The 17,365-nt window shown below is 60.0% G+C and carries 15 protein-coding genes; 2 read left to right on the plus strand and 13 right to left on the minus strand.

Going from position 1 to position 17,365, the window contains the following annotated elements; all coding sequences use genetic code 11:
- Positions 1-198 precede the first annotated feature (198 nt).
- The 4 genes from AC4HNJ_RS17865 to orn all read right to left on the minus strand — a co-directional run bounded on the left by AC4HNJ_RS17865 (position 199) and on the right by orn (position 4,332).
- Entirely contained in the window at positions 199-1,152 is a 954-nt protein-coding gene (locus tag AC4HNJ_RS17865; protein WP_490480959.1) for an isopenicillin N synthase family dioxygenase, read from the minus strand.
- Between the two features lie 161 nt (positions 1,153-1,313).
- Positions 1,314-2,672 carry a phosphoglucosamine mutase gene (gene glmM / locus AC4HNJ_RS17870; protein ID WP_490480960.1) on the minus strand — a complete coding sequence of 453 codons (1,359 nt, stop codon included), beginning with the start codon at positions 2,670-2,672 and terminating at the stop codon, positions 1,314-1,316.
- A 188-nt stretch (positions 2,673-2,860) separates the two neighbouring features.
- Complete coding sequence (gene folP, locus AC4HNJ_RS17875; protein ID WP_490480961.1) at positions 2,861-3,766, minus strand: dihydropteroate synthase; 906 nt, start codon at positions 3,764-3,766, stop codon at positions 2,861-2,863.
- Positions 3,763-4,332: an oligoribonuclease gene (gene orn, locus AC4HNJ_RS17880; protein WP_490480962.1), complete on the minus strand. Its 570-nt coding sequence runs from the start codon at positions 4,330-4,332 to the stop codon at positions 3,763-3,765. Before orn ends, folP begins: the two co-directional genes overlap by 4 nt.
- Positions 4,333-4,527: 195 nt before the next feature.
- On the opposite strand from orn, the gene sbcB reads away from it, so the two are divergent.
- Complete coding sequence (sbcB, locus tag AC4HNJ_RS17885; RefSeq protein ID WP_490480963.1) at positions 4,528-5,973, plus strand: exodeoxyribonuclease I; 1,446 nt, start codon at positions 4,528-4,530, stop codon at positions 5,971-5,973.
- Between the two features lie 17 nt (positions 5,974-5,990).
- Positions 5,991-6,677 (plus strand): DUF2461 domain-containing protein, encoded by a 687-nt coding sequence (locus AC4HNJ_RS17890; RefSeq protein WP_490480964.1) that lies wholly within the window; start codon positions 5,991-5,993, stop codon positions 6,675-6,677.
- 290 nt (positions 6,678-6,967) lie between these two features.
- Here AC4HNJ_RS17890 and lysS read toward each other — a convergent pair whose 3' ends face one another.
- From lysS to tssA, 9 genes are all read right to left on the minus strand, one after another.
- Positions 6,968-8,488 (minus strand): lysine--tRNA ligase, encoded by a 1,521-nt coding sequence (gene lysS, locus AC4HNJ_RS17895; RefSeq protein ID WP_490480965.1) that lies wholly within the window; start codon positions 8,486-8,488, stop codon positions 6,968-6,970.
- Positions 8,489-8,597: 109 nt separating this feature from the next.
- On the minus strand, positions 8,598-8,924 hold the full coding sequence (locus AC4HNJ_RS17900) for a hypothetical protein (RefSeq protein ID WP_490480966.1): 327 nt from the start codon (positions 8,922-8,924) through the stop codon (positions 8,598-8,600).
- 38 nt (positions 8,925-8,962) lie between these two features.
- Positions 8,963-10,088, minus strand: a protein-coding gene (gene prfB, locus AC4HNJ_RS17905; RefSeq protein ID WP_490480967.1) for a peptide chain release factor 2 whose coding sequence is annotated in 2 segments (ribosomal slippage) — positions 8,963-10,012 and positions 10,014-10,088 — 1,125 coding nt in all. Because the reading frame shifts where the segments join, the coding sequence is not laid out codon by codon here.
- A 424-nt stretch (positions 10,089-10,512) separates the two neighbouring features.
- Positions 10,513-12,192: an asparagine synthase B gene (asnB, locus tag AC4HNJ_RS17910; protein WP_490480968.1), complete on the minus strand. Its 1,680-nt coding sequence runs from the start codon at positions 12,190-12,192 to the stop codon at positions 10,513-10,515.
- Positions 12,193-12,284: 92 nt separating this feature from the next.
- Positions 12,285-12,413: a hypothetical protein gene (locus AC4HNJ_RS17915; RefSeq protein WP_490480969.1), complete on the minus strand. Its 129-nt coding sequence runs from the start codon at positions 12,411-12,413 to the stop codon at positions 12,285-12,287.
- A 108-nt stretch (positions 12,414-12,521) separates the two neighbouring features.
- On the minus strand, positions 12,522-12,890 hold the full coding sequence (locus tag AC4HNJ_RS17920) for a SpoIIAA family protein (protein WP_490480970.1): 369 nt from the start codon (positions 12,888-12,890) through the stop codon (positions 12,522-12,524).
- Between the two features lie 175 nt (positions 12,891-13,065).
- A complete protein-coding gene (locus AC4HNJ_RS17925; protein ID WP_490480971.1) occupies positions 13,066-13,839 on the minus strand; it encodes a hypothetical protein in 774 nt (257 codons plus the stop codon).
- Between the two features lie 197 nt (positions 13,840-14,036).
- Positions 14,037-16,079, minus strand: coding sequence for a GNAT family N-acetyltransferase (locus AC4HNJ_RS17930; RefSeq protein ID WP_490480972.1), 2,043 nt, complete (start codon positions 16,077-16,079; stop codon positions 14,037-14,039).
- A 100-nt stretch (positions 16,080-16,179) separates the two neighbouring features.
- Positions 16,180-17,361: a type VI secretion system protein TssA gene (gene tssA, locus AC4HNJ_RS17935; RefSeq protein WP_490480973.1), complete on the minus strand. Its 1,182-nt coding sequence runs from the start codon at positions 17,359-17,361 to the stop codon at positions 16,180-16,182.
- Between the last annotated feature and the right edge of the window lie 4 nt (positions 17,362-17,365).

The raw sequence follows: 17,365 nt of genomic DNA on the forward strand, positions 1-17,365 counted from the left end.
GAACTGTTCTTCGCGGTTTTGAAATATGTCGATGCAAATGGTGCTATGCGCTGCGGTGGAGCTCTCTGAAAAACTGCATGCGAAGCGATGCAATGTCGCCCCGGCACCACAAGCGCATGTATGCGAGCTCTCACCCCCTCCCCTGCATGCAGGGGAGGGTTGAGGTGGGGTAGGCTTGCCAGGATATGAAGCGGCTAATCAGATCAGCTTGATCTCGCGCAGGCGCTGCATGAGGTATTCGTGCGAGTTGATCGAGGTGTCGTAGCGGCTTGGATTGTCCGGCGTTATGCATTGGGGCAAGGGATCGAGCACGACATCGGGATTGGGGTGCAGGAAGAACGGCACGGAATAACGCGGCTTGCGCGCATTGGCGTTCTGAGGGTTCACCACGCGATGGGTGGTGGATGGATAGACGTGGTTGGACAAGCGCTGCAGCATGTCGCCGATATTCACCACGATGGCATCGCCTTCGGTGGTGATCGGCAGCCATTCGTCGTCGCGCGTCAGCACTTCCAAACCTTCGGCGCTGGCGCCGACCAGCAAAGTGATGAAGTTGATGTCTTCGTGCGCTCCGGCCCGCACATTGGGAATGTTTTCTTCCGTGATCGGTGGGTAATGGATCGGGCGCAGGATGGAGTTGCCCTGGTCGATCTTGTCGTCGAAGTAGTTTTCCGGCAGATCGATGTGCAAGGCCAGCGCACGCAGCAGACGGCCGCCCAGCTGATCCAGCGCTTCGAACAAGCCATAGCCGTATTCGCGGAAACCGGAGACTTCAGACGGCCACAGATTCGGCGGCATCCGATCGGCATAACGCGAATCGCGATCGATCTCGCGGCCGACGTGCCAGAACTCCTTCAAATCGGGATAGCGGCTGTCCTTGGCGGTTTCCACTTTGAACGGCGTATAACCACGCGCACCGCCGGAACCCGGCACGTGGTATTTCATCTTGATATCGGTGGGCAGCGCGAAAAAGCGCTGAAAGACGTCGTACGCGCCATCGATCAGTGACGGGGAAAGACCGTGGCCGCTGATGCAGCAAAAACCGAATTCGCGATAGGCCGCGCCGAGTTCGGCCACAAAAGCGGCACGATCGGTGTCGTAGCGACGGATATCGAGGGTGGGAACTTTCTTGCTTGTTACCGGTGTGTCCATGAGGCTTTCCAGGTTTGGCGTGCGGTCGACTTGTGTTCCGCCACCGCAGGGGCGGTGCACGTCGGGCCTCGGAGTCTGTCTGGATACACGTAGACAGGCTCCACTCCATGGCGACCTGGGGACCTGTTCGCAGTGCCGGCGGCGTGCCTGGCGCTACTGGTTCACGAGCGTTCGGTGACGGATTTTACGACGTCCGCGAGGCGTTCGGCCATCTGCCTGACTTCCGTCTCGTCGGCGGCTTCCACCGTCACGCGCACCAAGGGCTCGGTGCCGGATGCTCGCAGCACCACGCGACCACGCCCGTAAAGCGCCTGCTCGGTATCGGCCAGCGCCTTGCGCACCGCATCGGTATTCAAGGCTTCGCGTGCGCCGGGCGCGCGCACATTGATCATCACCTGGGGCATTTTTTTCAGCCCCTGGCGTGCGGCGACCAGATCCTGCCCGGATAGCTTCAATGCTTCCAGCAGCGCCAGCGCTGCCACGATACCGTCGCCGGTGGTCGCGCGATCCAGGCAAAGCAGGTGTCCGGAGGTTTCACCGCCGAGCACGCCGTGGTGTTCTTTCAGTTTTTGCAGCACGAAGCGGTCGCCGACATTGGCGCGAATCAGTTCCACACCAAGACCTGCGAGTGCTTGTTGCAAACCGTAGTTGCTCATCAGCGTGCCGATGACGGGCCCCTTCAGCATCCCGCGTGCCTTCCAGCTGCAGGCCAGCACGTAAAGCATGTCGTCGCCATCGCCCAGCATGCCGAGGCGATCGACCACTTGCACGCGATCACCATCGCCGTCGAAAGCAAACCCGATGTCGGCATGGTGTTCGACCACCGCGCGCTGCAGTGCTTGCGGGTGCATCGAGCCGCAGTTCTGATTGATGTTGAAACCATCGGGCCGGTCGCCGATGAGGTACAGCTCCGCACCGAGTTCACTGAACACCTTGGGCGCCACTTGATAGGTGGCACCGTGTGCGCAATCCAGCACGACTTTCATGCCGGCCAGGCTGAAATCCTCGGGCACGGTGGCTTTGCAGAATTCGGCATAGCGCGTGACGGCATCGGTGACGCGCACGGCTTTGCCGAGATGCTCCGAATCCACGGTGGTGAATTCGTTTTCGGTTTCCTGCTCGATCGCTTCCTCGATCTCATCGGAAAGTTTCTCGCCTTGCGCAGAGAAGAACTTGATGCCGTTGTCGTAATGCGGATTGTGCGAGGCGCTGATCACGATGCCCGCATCGGCACGCAGGCTGCGCGTGAGGTAGGCCACGGCCGGTGTGGGCATGGGTCCGAACAGGCGCACATCCGCGCCAGCCGCCACCAGCCCGGCTTCCAACGCCGATTCGAACATGTAGCCGGATACGCGCGTGTCCTTGCCGATCAGTACCAGGGGACGCCCCGGAGATTTCCTTGCCCTGCCAAGCACCACGCCCAATGCACGCCCAAGCCGCAACATGAAGTCTGCACTGATGGGCCACTGACCTACCCGACCACGAATGCCATCGGTACCGAAATATTTGCGTTGACTCATGAAACGTCCTGCTTGAAATGCTGCGGGGCCGGCTTTTGCGACCGCCTTGCCATGCCGAAGGACCATGGCCCATCCGGCACCCAAGAAGCTTACCTTTACCGCCTTGCCTGCGCTGCTGCCGCAACAAAAATACCTTGTGGCAAGGGGGGTGAAGAAGGCGCGATGGCGGCGCCGGTCCTGTTCAGCGCTCAGTCGTCATCCGGCCAGCGCGGCGCCTTGGGAACATCCCGCCGTTCCGGCACATCACCCGCATCGACTGCATGCCATACCTTCAAGGCGTCCACGGTCGGCGCCACGTCGTGCACGCGCACCACGCGCGCTCCACGCTGCACGGCGATCATGGCGGCGGCTACCGAGCCGGCGGCACGTTCCGCCGGCAGCGTGTGGCCGGTGATCTCCCCGATCATCGATTTGCGTGACAGCCCTACATAAACGCCACTGCCCAGATCGGCGAAGCGTTCCAGGCGACGCAGCAGAGCCAGATTGTGTTCCAGCGTTTTGCCGAAGCCGAAACCCGGATCGACCATCACTTTGCGCCGGTCGATGCCGGCCAGCTCGCTGGCGAACAGCCGGTCTGTGAGAAAACGATGCACCTCGCCGACCACGTCGTCGTAATGCGGCGCGTCCTGCATGCTGCGCGGCTCGCCCTGCATGTGCATGAGGCATACCGGCACGCCCAATTCGGCGACCGCATCCAATGCTCCTTCGCGGCGCAATCCATACACATCGTTGATCATGCCGGCACCGGCTGCCACGGCCGCGCGCATCACTTCGGGCTTGGATGTATCCACGGCAATCGGCAGCGACGTGCGTGCGATGAGTTGTTCGATGACGGGAATGACGCGGCTCAATTCCTCATCCACCGATACGTCGGCTGCGCCCGGGCGGGTCGACTCGCCACCGACATCGAGCATGTCGGCGCCTTCTTGTGCGAGTTGCAGGCCATGCTCGACGGCAGCATCCAGCGTCGCGAACTGGCCGCCATCGGAAAACGAATCCGGCGTGATGTTGAGGATGCCGACGACACGGGGACGATCCAGCACCAGCGAACGACCGTTGCAATCGAGCACCGTGGCGAACGGGTCGATCATCATGCGTTCTGCTCCACCCCGCCCAACGCTCCCATGTACTGGCGGTAATAACGCAACTCATCGATCGAATCGCGAATATCCGACAATGCCGTATGCGCGGATTCCTTGCTGAAGCCGCGGCTGATGGTCGGTGCCCAGCGACGCGCCAGCTCCTTGAGCGTGGAAACGTCGAGATTGCGGTAATGGAAAAAGCGCTCGAGCTGCGGCATCTGGCGATGTAGGAACCGGCGATCCTGGCAGATCGAATTGCCGCACATCGGTGACCTGCCGGGCAGCAGCCACGCCTTGAGAAAATCCAGTGTCGCCTCCTCCGCCTCGGCATGCGTTGCGGAAGACATCGCCACCTGGTCCCACAAGCCGGAACGGCGATGCTGGTTGCGGTTCCAGGCATCCATCGCTTCCAGCCGCTCCAGCTCGTGGTGGATGGCGAATACAGGCCCCTCGGCCAGGATGATCAGATCCTTGTCGGTGACGATAGTGGCGATTTCTAGGATCGAATCGTTATCGGTATCCAGACCGGTCATTTCCAGGTCGATCCAGATGAGGTGGTCTTCGTTCGCTTGGCTCATGCGCCCTCCTAGGGGCCGCAGTCTAGCAAAGCGGGGCTCAGGAGATGAGGACGTGCAGCGCTGACCCATGCCTCAAGGGCTGCTTTCCAACCACGTGGATGTAGGCAGGGCCAAGCCCGGGACATGTGCTTATGGCGCATGCATGCCTGTTCGCGTTCCCTGTTCCGCATGCGCCGCTCCCCCTATCATTCCCGCATGCAGACTTTCTTCTGGCACGACTACGAAACTTTCGGCACCGATTCCAGACGGGACCGCCCCGTCCAATTTGCCGGCATTCGCACGACGCTGGAGCTGGAAGTCGTCGAGGAGCCGGTGATGTTTTTCGGCAAACCTTCGCATGAGATGCCTCCGAGCCCGGAATCGTGCCTGATCACCGGCATCCTTCCGCAGCAGGCCGAGCGCGAAGGTTTGATCGAGGCGGATTTCGCCTCCCGCGTACACGAGCAGCTTGCCGCGCCGGGTACCTGCGGCGTGGGCTACAACTCGCTGCGTTTTGACGATGAATTCACACGCCAGCTTCTGTATCGCAATTTTTTCGAGCCTTATGCGCGCGAATGGGAAAACGGCAATTCGCGCTGGGATTTGATCGACCTGGTGCGTATGTGCGCGGCGCTGCGACCGGAAGGCATCGTGTGGCCCACGCACGATGACGGCGCCCTCAGCTTCAAGCTGGAGCACCTGGCCAGCGCCAATCATCTGCAGCAGGCGCGCGCGCACGACGCGCTGTCGGACGTCGAGGCACTGATCGATCTGGCGCGACTCATCCGCGTGCGCCAGCCGCGTTTGTGGGAGTGGCATTTCAGCTTGCGTCGCAAGCAGCGCGTTTTCGAACTGCTCGACACCATCCACATGACACCGCTGGTGCACGTCTCGTCGCGTTATCCAGCCAGCCGTTGTTGCCTCGCGATCATTGCGCCGCTGGCGGTGCATCCTTCGCGGCCAGGCGAAATCATTGTCTATGACTTAAGCGAAGACCCGGCGAATTGGCTGGCATTGGATGCGGATGACATCGCCGATCGCATGTTTACCCCGCGCGCCGATTTGCCGGAGGGCGTTGAACGTGTTCCGCTTCGCACCGTGCATGCAAATCGCTCTCCCGCCTTGGCGCCGTTATCGACCCTGAAAGGCGTGGATACGCAGCGATTGCAGTTGGATGTGGACCGCTGCCTTGCGCACGCCGACACACTGCGCGCTGCAACGGATCTCGGCGACAAACTGCGCCGCATTTTCCAGCAGGCGGCGCAACTGCCGCCACCGGAAGATCCGGAGCTGGCTCTCTATAGCGGCTTTTTGCCGGATGCGGATAAACGCCTGCTGCGCGAGGTAAGAGCTACGCCGCCCGAACAGCTCGGCCAGCGTGGCTTCGACTTTCGCGATCCGCGCTATACGGAACTGCTGTTTCGCTATCGCGCACGCAACTGGCCGGAGACACTGACGCCGGACGAGCGCGCGCGATGGGAGGCTTTCCGCATCACCCGCCTCACGCGACCTACTCCGCTTACCACGCTCACTCTCTCGGATTACTTCGCCCACATTGCCCAGTTGCGCACCACGCCTCTGGCAAGCGATAAAGCCGCTTTGCTCGATCCACTGCAAGCCTGGGGCGAACAGCTCGCCACCGAGGCTGGCGTCATCGCCTGACAGGACCACTCGCAAACATGTCCCGTGCCTACTTTTCACCCGCTACCTTCCGCTTTTTGAAAGGGCTGGCCCGCAACAACAACCGCCAATGGTTTCTGGCGCATAAAGCCGATTACGAGCGCGACGTGCGCGATCCGTTCCTGCAACTGATCACGGACATGCAAGCGCCTCTGGCGAAAATCAGCGCGCACTATCGCGCCGATCCGCGCAAGAATGGCGGTTCGCTGTTTCGTGTTCACCGGGATACGCGCTTTTCCGGCGACAAGGATCCGTACAAACCCTGGGCAAGCGCACGCTTTTTCCATGAGCGCCGGCATGAGATTCCGGCGCCTTCGTTTTATGTACACATCCAGCCCGGCGATTGCTTCGTTGGCGGAGGCATGTGGCATCCAGAGGCGGATGCACTGAAACGGATTCGCGCTTTTCTGGCAGATAACCCCGCTGCCTGGAAGCGCGCCACCCAGAGCAAAGCATTTCGCGAACACTTTGGCTTCTGGGGCGAATCACTGACACGGCCGCCGCGCGGATTCGATGCGGATCACGAGTTGATCGACGATCTCAAACGCAAGGATTTCGCAGCAGGTGAACAGTTCGACGAAGCCTTGGCATGTTCGTCGGAATTGATGCCGTATATGGTGGCCAGTTACAAACGGCTCGCGCCGATGATCGATTATCTGTGCGCGTCGCAGGAGCTGGAGTTTTGAGTCGATGACTCTTTTACCGGCCATCGCCCCGGCGAAGGCCGGGACGATGGGATCTGGCGAAGTTTTATCGTGACAGAGATGGCAAGATGGCGAAGCACAGGCGGCCCTCAAGCTTCAGGGCTGGTCGAAAGCCATCTTGCCCTGTAATACAAAACCAGGCTCCAGCCTGTCCAGCACCCCAAAACGCTTCCCCCTCGCAAGCGTGGCCGCATCAACATTCGTGTTGCTGCACGCACGATTGCTCCTCCCCTCACCTTCTCCTCGCCAGGGAGAGAGGGAGAAAGAACGCATTACGCCTCGGGACGCATATAGGGAAACAGCAGCACATCACGAATGGATGAGGAGTCGGTAAGCAGCATCACCAGGCGATCGATGCCGATGCCCAGACCGCCGGTCGGCGGCAAACCGACTTCCAGTGCACGGATGTAATCCGCATCGAAGTGCATCGCTTCGTCATCACCGGATTCTTTTGCATCGACCTGCGCCTGGAAGCGCGCGGCCTGGTCTTCCGGGTCGTTCAATTCGGAGAAGCCGTTGGCAATTTCCTTGCCGTTGATGAACAGCTCGAAGCGATCGGTGATGCCCTTGTCTGTATCGTTCTCGCGCGCCAGCGGCGACACTTCCACCGGATGATCGATGATGAACGTGGGTTGCACCAAGGTGTGCTCCACCGTCTTCTCGAAAATCTCCAGCAGCAGCTTGCCCCAACCGTAACCCGGCTTGACCTGCACGCCGAGGCGTTTGGCGTGGGCCGCCATCGCCTCGCGATCGCGCAACTCTTCGCGCTTGATCTCGGGATTCAGTTCCAGCACGGCGTCTTCCATGCGCCAGCGGCGGAAAGCCGGGCCGACATCGATGTCCGCGCCTTCCCAGTTCAGCTTCGTGGTGCCGAGCACTTGCGCCGCCGTATCGCGGATCACCGCTTCGGTAAGATCCATGATCTCATGATAGGTAGCGTAAGCCTGATACAACTCCAGCATGGTGAACTCAGGATTGTGTCGCGTGGACACGCCCTCGTTGCGGAAGTTGCGGTTGATTTCATAGACGCGGTCGAAGCCACCTACCACCAGGCGCTTCAGGTACAGCTCCGGTGCTACGCGCAGGTACAGGTCGATATCCAGTGCATTGTGATGCGTGATGAACGGACGCGCCGTGGCGCCGCCCGGGATCACGTGCATCATCGGTGTTTCCACTTCCATGAAACGGCGCGGCTCGGATTCCAGCCACTTGCGCATGTAGCCAATGATCTTGGAGCGCAGCATGAAGGTGCGGCGCGCTTCTTCGGTCACGATCAAATCGACGTAGCGCTGGCGATAGCGCTGTTCCACATCCGCGAGGCCGTGCCACTTATCCGGCAACGGGCGCAGGCTTTTGGTCAGCAGGCGCAAACGATCAAGCTTCACCGACAGCTCGCCGGTCTTGGTACGCATCAGCACGCCTTCGGCGCCGACGACGTCACCCACGTCCCAGCTCTTGAACGCTTCGTAGGTGGCTTCGCCCACCGTGCCCTGATGCACAAAAAGCTGGATGCGCCCAGTGAAATCCTGCAACTGTACGAAGCTCACCTTGCCCTGCACGCGCTTGAGCACGATGCGGCCGCCCACTTTCACACGACGCGCAGCCGCCTCGATGGCTTCGGCGGTATGGACGTCTTTATCGGCAAACTCGGTTTGCAAGTCGCCCGCAAAGCTATCGACTTTGAAATCGTTCGGGAACGCGATGCCTTGTGTGCGCAGCGCTTTCAGTTTTTCGCGACGCTCGGCGATCAGCTTGTTCTCGTCGACGATCGGATTGTCGGTAGGTTCACTCATGGAGATTCCATTTATGGTCGGCGCTCGCGCCGACGGTCGAACGCTTATTTATGTCGTGCTTGATTGCCGGGCAACGTCGGAAGGCGTTCCTTCAACCTGTCGCTGCTCGTCAATCGCCCTTATGAAACACCTGCTTGACTGCGTGCTTGGTGGCATCCCAACCTTCACGCGCGCCATGTGCAATGCCGTGGCCGGCTTCCTTCGCACCGTGTCCGATGCCCGTCCCAGCTTCTTTCGCGCCGTGCCCGATCGATCGGGCCACATGTGCGGTCGCGTGTCCGACGTCGCGGGCACCGTTGCCGATGTCATGCCCGGCGTCTTTCGCATCCTGCTTGACGTCCTGGCCGAAGGTGCCAGGCTGCGCTTTCACCGTATGGCTGAACGCCGCTAGCGCGACGCACGCGAACAGCATTCCGCAACATTTCTTGCCATGCATGGTAGGACTCTCCCATCAGCAGCCGGGCCTATTCATCATCAGGCATCGAGGCGTTTGGCGCCGGCATCCAGGCCCGCCTTCAGGCTCGCCTCGACGAATTCGTCCAGATCGCCATCCAGTACTTTCTGCGTATCGGTGCGCTCAATGCCAGTGCGCAGATCCTTGATGCGGCTCTGGTCCAACACGTAGTTGCGGATCTGGCTGCCCCAGCCGATATCCGACTTGGTGGCCTCTACCGCATCCTTCTCGGCATTGCGCTTCTGCATCTCCAGTTCGTACAGCTTGGCGGCCAGCATTTTCATCGCGCGATCGCGGTTGGCATGCTGGCTGCGTTCGGTCTGGCAGGCCACCACCACGCCGGTCGGCACGTGGGTAATACGCACGGCCGATTCGGTCTTGTTGACGTGCTGACCACCCGCGCCGGACGAGCGGTAGACGTCCGTTTTCAGGTCGGCCGGGTTGATCTCGATATCGATGTCGTCATCGACTTCCGGCGATACGAACACCGACGTGAAACTGGTGTGCCGGCGGTTGTCGGAGTCGAACGGGCTCTTGCGTACCAGCCGATGCACGCCGATTTCGGTCTTCAGCCAACCATAGGCATAGTCGCCCTCGACGCGGAAGGTGGCGGATTTGATACCGGCGACGTCGCCCGCACTCACTTCCATCAACTCGGTTTTCCAGCCGCGCCACTCGCACCAGCGCAAATACATGCGCAGCAACATTTCGGCCCAGTCTTGCGCTTCGGTACCGCCGGCGCCGGCCTGGATGTCGACGAAGGCGTTGGCCGCATCCATCTTGCCGGAGAACATGCGCTGGAATTCCAGCTTGCTCACGTTCGCCTCAAGTTTGGCGACATCGTTCTGTACGGACTGCACGGTGGCATCGTCGCCATCCGCCGCCGCCATCTCCACGAGCTCGCCGGCGTCGGCCAGGCCGGAAGTGATGTGATCGATGCCGCTGACGATGGTGTCGAGACGGGCGCGCTCGCGGCCCAATTCCTGCGCACGCGGCGGATCATCCCAGACGGTGGGGCTTTCCAGCTCGCGGCTTACTTCTTCCAGGCGCTCGCGCTTGGTGTCGTAGTCAAAGATACCCCCTAAGCGACTCGATGCGGCCTTTGAGGTCCGCGATCTGCGCAAGGATCGGATTGGTTTCGATCATGTTGGGTTGAACCTGGTGGGATGGCGCCCGGAGGGGCGCGAGTTAAACAACTATCGTAGCAAACCACGGGCGCCAGAGCCCAGTTCATCGCGCTGATCGATGCCCGGAGGCATGGCTGGCATAAGTCGCCGGAACGCCTCAGTGTGAACCCGCATAATGCCAGCCGGGCGCCGGGCCGGTTCGAGAGAAGGCCGTTCGACAGGCAACCGGATGCTGTCTACTGCCGTAGCCTTTTCTGCATCGCTGATTGCGCGGGGTCTGGGCATCACCCTGCGGTTTCTCTCCATGCAGCGAACTCAAGCTGGACAACTCCTCGAATTCGACTGCCGGCCTGTTGCCACATGGCCATCTTCAATGACCTAAACCCGTAACGAAGGGATGCCTGAAAAACCCTTGCACCCCTCCGGCCGCCTGAAACACACCTTCACTCAACAACCGCCTCCAAGGCATGCGTATGCACGCCAAGCACCGCACGCCCCGATGGATCGGCCATTGCCGCAAAGGCCGGATCCCAGGCCAACGCCGCCGGCGACGAACAGGCGATCGATTTGCCGCCCGGCACGGTGGCCGCGCAGGCTTCGCCAGGAAAATATTTTTCGAAGATGCGTCGATACAGATAAGCCTCCTTGGTCGTCGGCGTATTGAACGGATAGCGTGCCGCTGCGGCGGCAAATTCCCGATCGCTGACCGCTTGTTCGGCGTGGGCTTTCAGGCCGTCGATCCAGCCATAGCCGACGCCGTCGCTGAACTGCTCTTTCTGACGCCACAGGATCGATTCCGGCAACGCACCCGCAAAAGCCTCGCGCAATACCGCTTTCTCGATGCGCCCGTTGCCCGCCATTTTGTGCGCGGCGTCCATGCCCATGGCGACTTCCATGAATTCCAGATCGAGGAACGGAACGCGCGCCTCCACGCCCCACGCCATCATCGATTTGTTCGCACGCAGGCAGTCGTAGCTGTGCAGTGCATCTAGCTTGCGCACGGTTTCCTCGTGGAAGGCTTCCGCCGAGGGTGCTTTATGAAAGTACAGATAGCCGCCGAAGATTTCGTCCGAGCCTTCGCCCGACAACACCATCTTCACGCCCATGGCCTTGATCCGCCGCGCCAATAGATACATCGGCGTCGACGCGCGAATCGTCGTGACGTCGTAGGTTTCAATATGGCGAATGACTTCCGGCAGTGCATCCAGTCCTTCCCAGAAGGTGTAGACGAATCCGTGATGCACAGTCCCCAATGCTTCCGCCACCACTTTCGCTGCTGCCAAGTCCGGCGAGCCTTCCAGCCCAATAGCGAAAGAATGCAGGCGCGGCCACCATGCCTCGCTGCGATCGTCATCTTCCACACGCTCGCGCGCATAGCGCGCAGCGCACGCGGCTACCAGCGAGGAATCCAGGCCACCGGACAACAACACACCGTAAGGCACATCCGTCATCAGCTGGCGATGCACCGCCTGCTCGAACGCCTGGCGCAATTCGCCAGGACCGGGTGCATGGTCTTTCGTCACCGCGTAATCGCGCCACGGACGATGGTAATAACGCTTCAGTTCACCGCTCGCACTGTCATACACATGACCCGGCGGAAACGGAGCGACGTCCGCGCAAACTCCCACCAGCGCCTTCATCTCCGAGGCCACACAAAGCCGGCCCTGCATGTCATGCCCCCAGTACAGCGGGCATACGCCGATCGGATCGCGCGCAATCAGATAGCGTTGCTCGTGGCCGTCCCACAGTGCGAACGCGAAAATACCGTTGAGCCTGCCGAGGAAGTCCACGCCCTCTTCCTGATAAAGCGCATTGATAACCTCGCAATCCGAGCCTGTCGTGAAGTCATAGCGGCTGCTCGCGCGCAGTTCGCGATGGTTGTAGATCTCGCCATTCACGGCCAAGGCCAGGCGACCGTCGCGGGAACGCAACGGTTGCGCACCGCTGGCCGGATCCACGATGGCAAGACGTTCATGCACCAGGATCACGCCAGCATCCACAAACACGCCACTCCAGTCCGGGCCACGGTGACGCTGGCGCTGGGACAACTCCAGCGCCAGCAGACGTAACGCAGCCAGGTCATCACCCGGCTGAAGATCGAACATTCCAAAGATGGCGCACATGACTTGATTCCCTTTGCTGGCTCGTGAAACCGCGAAAACAAAAGGGCCCGCACTTGGCGGGCCCTTTTGCGTGTGTCGTTTGCTGCTTTCGTCTACACGCCGGCCCGTCCGCGATGGCGGTTATTATTATTGACGTTGTTATTCAGGCCATTGGCGGCCACAGCCGACCGCACCGCATAGGCGGTGTCGAAAACGAACAGGCTGTCGGCACGGGTGTTCATGGCATGGACTTCAACATAAGCATGCGCCGCTTGCAAGATGTAACAGGCCTGATACATCCCATTGCCATATGCCTCGATCCAGAACCATGCGTGCCCGCATCTGGCAGCCTAAAAAGGCTGGGCCACCCAGCGTATGGCTTCGTCGAGCGCTTCATTGCCGAACAGGCGGAAATGGCTGGGCATGGCAAAACCGAACATGCTTGCCATGACACGTATCCAACCCACGTCGGTCACGAGCGCCGTCCTCTCCCATCCAGAGATATGCCGGAATCCCAGCTTGACGTCGTCCCACATGGCCCCGGGGGCAAACCCCGTAAAGTCGTCGCCCACATGCACTACCAGGCGCAGCTTTTGATTGAGCGCAAACGCCGCCTCGATGTCCGGCACCATCACGCTCTCGTAATCGTTGGCGGTGACCAGCCCATGCATGCGGAAGCCAAGGATGCCGGCGGGAAGATTGGGTATGAGTTCGATCATGGAAAACCACCTGGCTGCTGTGTGAATTATCCAAGCGCGATCATCGCGCCAAAGCAAGCAAAAGCATGTCAAGAAGTGTGAATCGGTCCGTTGATCCGGATCAATCAACCCGCACATGAACTCCTTCTTCAGCCGATAACCTACGCCGAAATACACAATTCGTCGCGACTCATCGTCATTTGCGTATCGGACTGCCAGGACGCTCCGTGTAAACCTTGCTGGCTGTCACTTTCTGCGTGCTCTTGTCCGTTTGGATTTTCACCCGCTCCGCGGCGGTATTGACCATGGTTTTGAAGGTTTCGCGCGCCGTTGTCTGCTCTTTGCTTGACTTGCTACCGAACATACCACCGGACACATTGCCCGCCGACAATGGGAACGACATGCGATCGAGGGTGCCAGAACCGGCTGCTACCACTGTGCGTACAAGCGGAGTAAACACTCCCTTCGATTTTGTCCGTGATGCATAGTTGACGCCCTCCTTCACCCAATTGGCAGCACGCTCTCGATCGGCGTGACTATGGGCGCTGCCGCCTTGCTGCACCTTCGGGATGCCTTTGCGGGTTGGATGTTGCTGACCAAAGATCGATCCACCTTCACTTACCGGTGCGACAACATGTTCTGTCTTCATTCGCATGGCCGACTGCACACGCAAGAAAGCCTTTTGAAATTTTAGCGCGTCACCGGATTTATCCTTGCTGATCGCGGATGAAAAGCCGCTGTGAAATGACGCAGTCGTCTGCGACTGCGTCGCCTCATCCAGACCGGGTTCAATGGCCCGGAAAGCTTTGCCCGTTACGTTCTTTCCCGTAAGCAGACCTTCCACACGCTTGGCGTGGTTCGAAGGAAGCAGGCTTTTATTCTGCTTCTCCAACTCACCAGCAAGACTTTCCATCTTAATGATGGATTTCGCGCGCTTTGTGTCCGAGAGCGCTACGAAGCGCTTGCCCATAGAGGCACCAAAACGCTGTGCGTCGGATTGAATTTGCTTGTGCGTAGGCGGGGCCGCCAACTTGCGGCGCTTGAACTTGTTGCTGCTCTGCGCGGCAAGCTCCTGCCCTTTGCCAATCGGAACCGCCAAATCCTTGGAGGGCTTACTGATGCTTGGCTTGAAGGCAGCACTATGCGTGCGCTTCTTGCTCGTCGTGCTCATTGCCGTTCGTCCTTCAACGCAATGGATGAATTCAACTCGGCCAGTACCGTTGCCAGCCGCGCATGCGACGCCAGCTCTTCGTCCGGCCCATGGACAAAGAACACCAGATCCTCGTCGGGAGGTACGGCGCTAACGCCGAGACGCCGAAAACCCACGTTCTCCAATGCTTCGATGGAACGTGCGTTCTCTTGGTACGCGGAAGTAAACAGCCAGCGCATACCTTGGCTTCCTGCCTGCCGGAACAGCAGGCGAGCCGCCCGCCTGCCATAACCGTTACCCTGATACTCGTTACCGATCCAAAAGTAGAAATAGCCGGCATCGCGCCAAGAGTGACAACTCACCACTCCGATGAAACCTACATCGACATGCATCACTGCGTACGTTGCGCGCCGGGGATCCTGCTCTTGCATAGCCATCCACGCGCATACGTCGTCCACGGTATCCAGCTCCGGAAGACGCGTGAGCACGCCTATCTGAGGATCGGCATAATTGGCATGGAATGCTTGCGCATGTTCAAGCCCCAACGGCTCGATGGAAAGATCGCCGTCACATGCACAAGCTGAGTCGTACCAATCAAGGGTTTGCCAGCGATGCGCTCGCGCCATCCACTCCTGCCTGAAAGCGTTCGCTTCGCAATCATCGTCCGGCAAACGGGATAGATAGCTCCCCGCACGTTCCGAACGACCGCCCAGCCACTCGCAAAAGGCGAGGCAAAAATGATTGGAATCGGCCTCGAACACAGATCGCGCCAAACTTAGATAACCCCAGCGCGCGGCAAGAACGCCCAGGCGATGCCGGAACGGCAAATCGCAAGATCCTCGCGAGCAGCGGCTCCATACTTGTGCCAACGCCTGCCGCCAACTCATCTGTTCTGCATTCGCCAGCACAGGAGGTGCCTCGGCCCACTCCTCCAGCACATGGCGCAATACCTCCGCGTCGTAGTCCGTGGAGTGAAGCAGCGCAAGGTATGAGGCTGCGGGTGTCCCAGTGGGCCATTCATGCGCCAGGTCGATGCAGCGAAAAGCCATATCAGGATGCGCGCCATCCAACACACGTGAAACCGTGGCGGCGTTGCTCTCGCTAATGGCCTGTGTTGCATCCCCCAAGATCGCCTGCGTCACCACTCCATATTCGGCCATCTGCCGCTGATACACCCATTCCCCGTTCAGCGACGCGTCGAGCGCAAACGCATGAAAGTTGATGCACGCCCTGGCACCTTCCGCTCCATCATCCGAATAAGGAGAAAGGGCGCCCAATCGGATATCGCTCTCCCTGATTATCCCGCGATCTGCAGCCAACCACAGAAAATGTCCGTCGCTGGCCTTACGCAAGTTCTGCAGCATATCCAAACCAACCATGGGCAACTGCACGCTCGCGCTGGTCAATGTGCGTTGATATCGCCGCCTCAATACCGCGGGTACGGAAACCTCGTTGTCCATCGGCGACCAGACATAGTTAAATGTCTGCGGCGAGTCGAACTTGACTCGTCCCTCCAGCCACTGGCCATAGTGCACCGCACGCAAAGCACATGACATCGTGCGCAGGTAACCGTAGGTGACCAGCACTACCGGGGAATACGAATCCTCCTGCATGACAGGGTCGTTTCCGTCCCACGGAGAATCCGCGGTGACCATCAACTCCGGTGCGTCCGTCAAACCGGCTTCGATTAACCAACCTTCAATATCCGTGCCGGGAGCGACACAGGCCACATAACGGAATTGCCATCCCGATACAGCAAACTCGCTCCATGCCTGACGCAGTGCGTGCAACATTAATGCGGTGAAATGGCCATCACCGGCAACCATGTCCCACACCAACAGCGGATGCCCGGCAGCCACGACACCCTTGGCCTGCCAGGACCGCCAACACATCACCATCGCCGAGGCCCAGCCTCGGGCGACGAGCGGCGCGGGAGGCAATCTTGCAATACCACCCGCAAGGTATTGCTTGAAGAACGTTTCATAATCGATCTCGATACCGATCCCCTTGACCACCGAGTCGTGGGGTACATCGGTGAAACAGCTCTCAGCCACGGCCATGATTCACCCTCCGAACACTTCAGAAGCCAACACCATCGTGACTTGACGACTCGCGCGCTCCGCATCAAAACGAAAGCAAGAGCGCCGGTCCTCTCGTCATTTATTGGTCGGCTTCATCCACTCCAGCCTGAATGCCAAGCAATTCGAATACGTTGATTTGCGCGTTCGACTTCATGAAAATTTCCTGATAAAGCTCGGCCGTATTCAATGCGCCCCAACGCACGGCCCGGCGCAGCAGATAAGGCACCGGGCTGTGCGGCTCGATTTGCATCAGGAACTCCGCAATCTCGGCTAAGGCCTGATAAGCACGATCGCGGTCGCTGAAAGCCCCGGACGTATCGCTACCGGGCTGACCACTATCGAGCTCTTCCGACACTGCCACACCCGAAGCCGGCGCTGCCTCGGCTTCCGTCGGGCCGGATGGCATCTCAAGCGGCTCCCCGCGGCGCGTTATCTCGCTGCGTAACGGCGACTGGGCACGCGCCAGGAAATCATCGAGCTTACTGAGCGACGGAGCTTCGCCGCCGAGGTGATGGCGCAACGACACCTCGAACTCGGCGACGGACGTTCGCCCGGCGACCAAGGTTGCATAACTCATACGCAAATGGTCGATCGGAATGGTGCCCAAAAAGTCGCGCAGCTGATCGAGGCTTGCGGCCTCCTGCGCTTCTTCCGGCAACTTCCCATGTACCGCCTGCAAGCGTTCGTAATGATGCGCAAGCTCCCATTGCGACCAACTCGCCACATGCTCGCCATCGTCCACCAGCGGAACGAGTGACAACGCCGGTGTCAGCTTCTCGTTGAGCCAGCGCACGATATTGATGCGTGCGTCGAAATCACCGTGATCGCCTTGCGGGTGCAATGTTTCCCACCAGTGATCGCACAGACCACGCAGCAAGGTGATGCATGGCGCGACCGCAGCGAAACCACGCTGATGGATTTCCGCCTCCAGCAGCCACGCAGCAAGCTGCAGATCCTTGGCGCTGCCACTCAGCACGCTGGCGATCAGCGAGGACGTTTTGGGCCAGTTCGCACGCTTGAGCTCTACTGCCCACGATCCCATCGGCAAGGTCGCATCGTCACTGCGGCGTGCCTGCTCCACCATGCGGTACACCATCGTGCCACGCACCGGCAAACCGGTGGGATGGCTGCCATCCAGAGGCATCAACAGCCGCTCCAGCGAAACGCCGAGGTGGTGTTCGAAATAGCCGCCATCGTCCCATGGCGCCGCTGCGAGCCCCGGCAGGTCTTCGTGGGATGACATGGGTGCGGATGCGTTCATCGAC

The organism is Dyella sp. SYSU CM1112 (genome assembly GCF_058216415.1).

Excerpts from the sequence above, each read along its gene's own strand:
- AC4HNJ_RS17865 (WP_490480959.1), bottom strand. The coding sequence starts at position 1,152 with ATGGACACACCGGTAACAAGCAAGAAAGTTCCCACCCTCGATATCCGT.
- glmM (WP_490480960.1), bottom strand. The coding sequence starts at position 2,672 with ATGAGTCAACGCAAATATTTCGGTACCGATGGCATTCGTGGTCGGGTA.
- folP (WP_490480961.1), bottom strand. The coding sequence starts at position 3,766 with ATGATGATCGACCCGTTCGCCACGGTGCTCGATTGCAACGGTCGTTCG.
- orn (WP_490480962.1), bottom strand. The coding sequence starts at position 4,332 with ATGAGCCAAGCGAACGAAGACCACCTCATCTGGATCGACCTGGAAATG.
- sbcB (WP_490480963.1), top strand. The coding sequence starts at position 4,528 with ATGCAGACTTTCTTCTGGCACGACTACGAAACTTTCGGCACCGATTCC.
- AC4HNJ_RS17890 (WP_490480964.1), top strand. The coding sequence starts at position 5,991 with ATGTCCCGTGCCTACTTTTCACCCGCTACCTTCCGCTTTTTGAAAGGG.
- lysS (WP_490480965.1), bottom strand. The coding sequence starts at position 8,488 with ATGAGTGAACCTACCGACAATCCGATCGTCGACGAGAACAAGCTGATC.
- AC4HNJ_RS17900 (WP_490480966.1), bottom strand. The coding sequence starts at position 8,924 with ATGCATGGCAAGAAATGTTGCGGAATGCTGTTCGCGTGCGTCGCGCTA.
- asnB (WP_490480968.1), bottom strand. The coding sequence starts at position 12,192 with ATGTGCGCCATCTTTGGAATGTTCGATCTTCAGCCGGGTGATGACCTG.
- AC4HNJ_RS17915 (WP_490480969.1), bottom strand. The coding sequence starts at position 12,413 with ATGAACACCCGTGCCGACAGCCTGTTCGTTTTCGACACCGCCTATGCG.
- AC4HNJ_RS17920 (WP_490480970.1), bottom strand. The coding sequence starts at position 12,890 with ATGATCGAACTCATACCCAATCTTCCCGCCGGCATCCTTGGCTTCCGC.
- AC4HNJ_RS17925 (WP_490480971.1), bottom strand. The coding sequence starts at position 13,839 with ATGGGCAAGCGCTTCGTAGCGCTCTCGGACACAAAGCGCGCGAAATCC.
- AC4HNJ_RS17930 (WP_490480972.1), bottom strand. The coding sequence starts at position 16,079 with ATGGCCGTGGCTGAGAGCTGTTTCACCGATGTACCCCACGACTCGGTG.
- tssA (WP_490480973.1), bottom strand. The coding sequence starts at position 17,361 with ATGAACGCATCCGCACCCATGTCATCCCACGAAGACCTGCCGGGGCTC.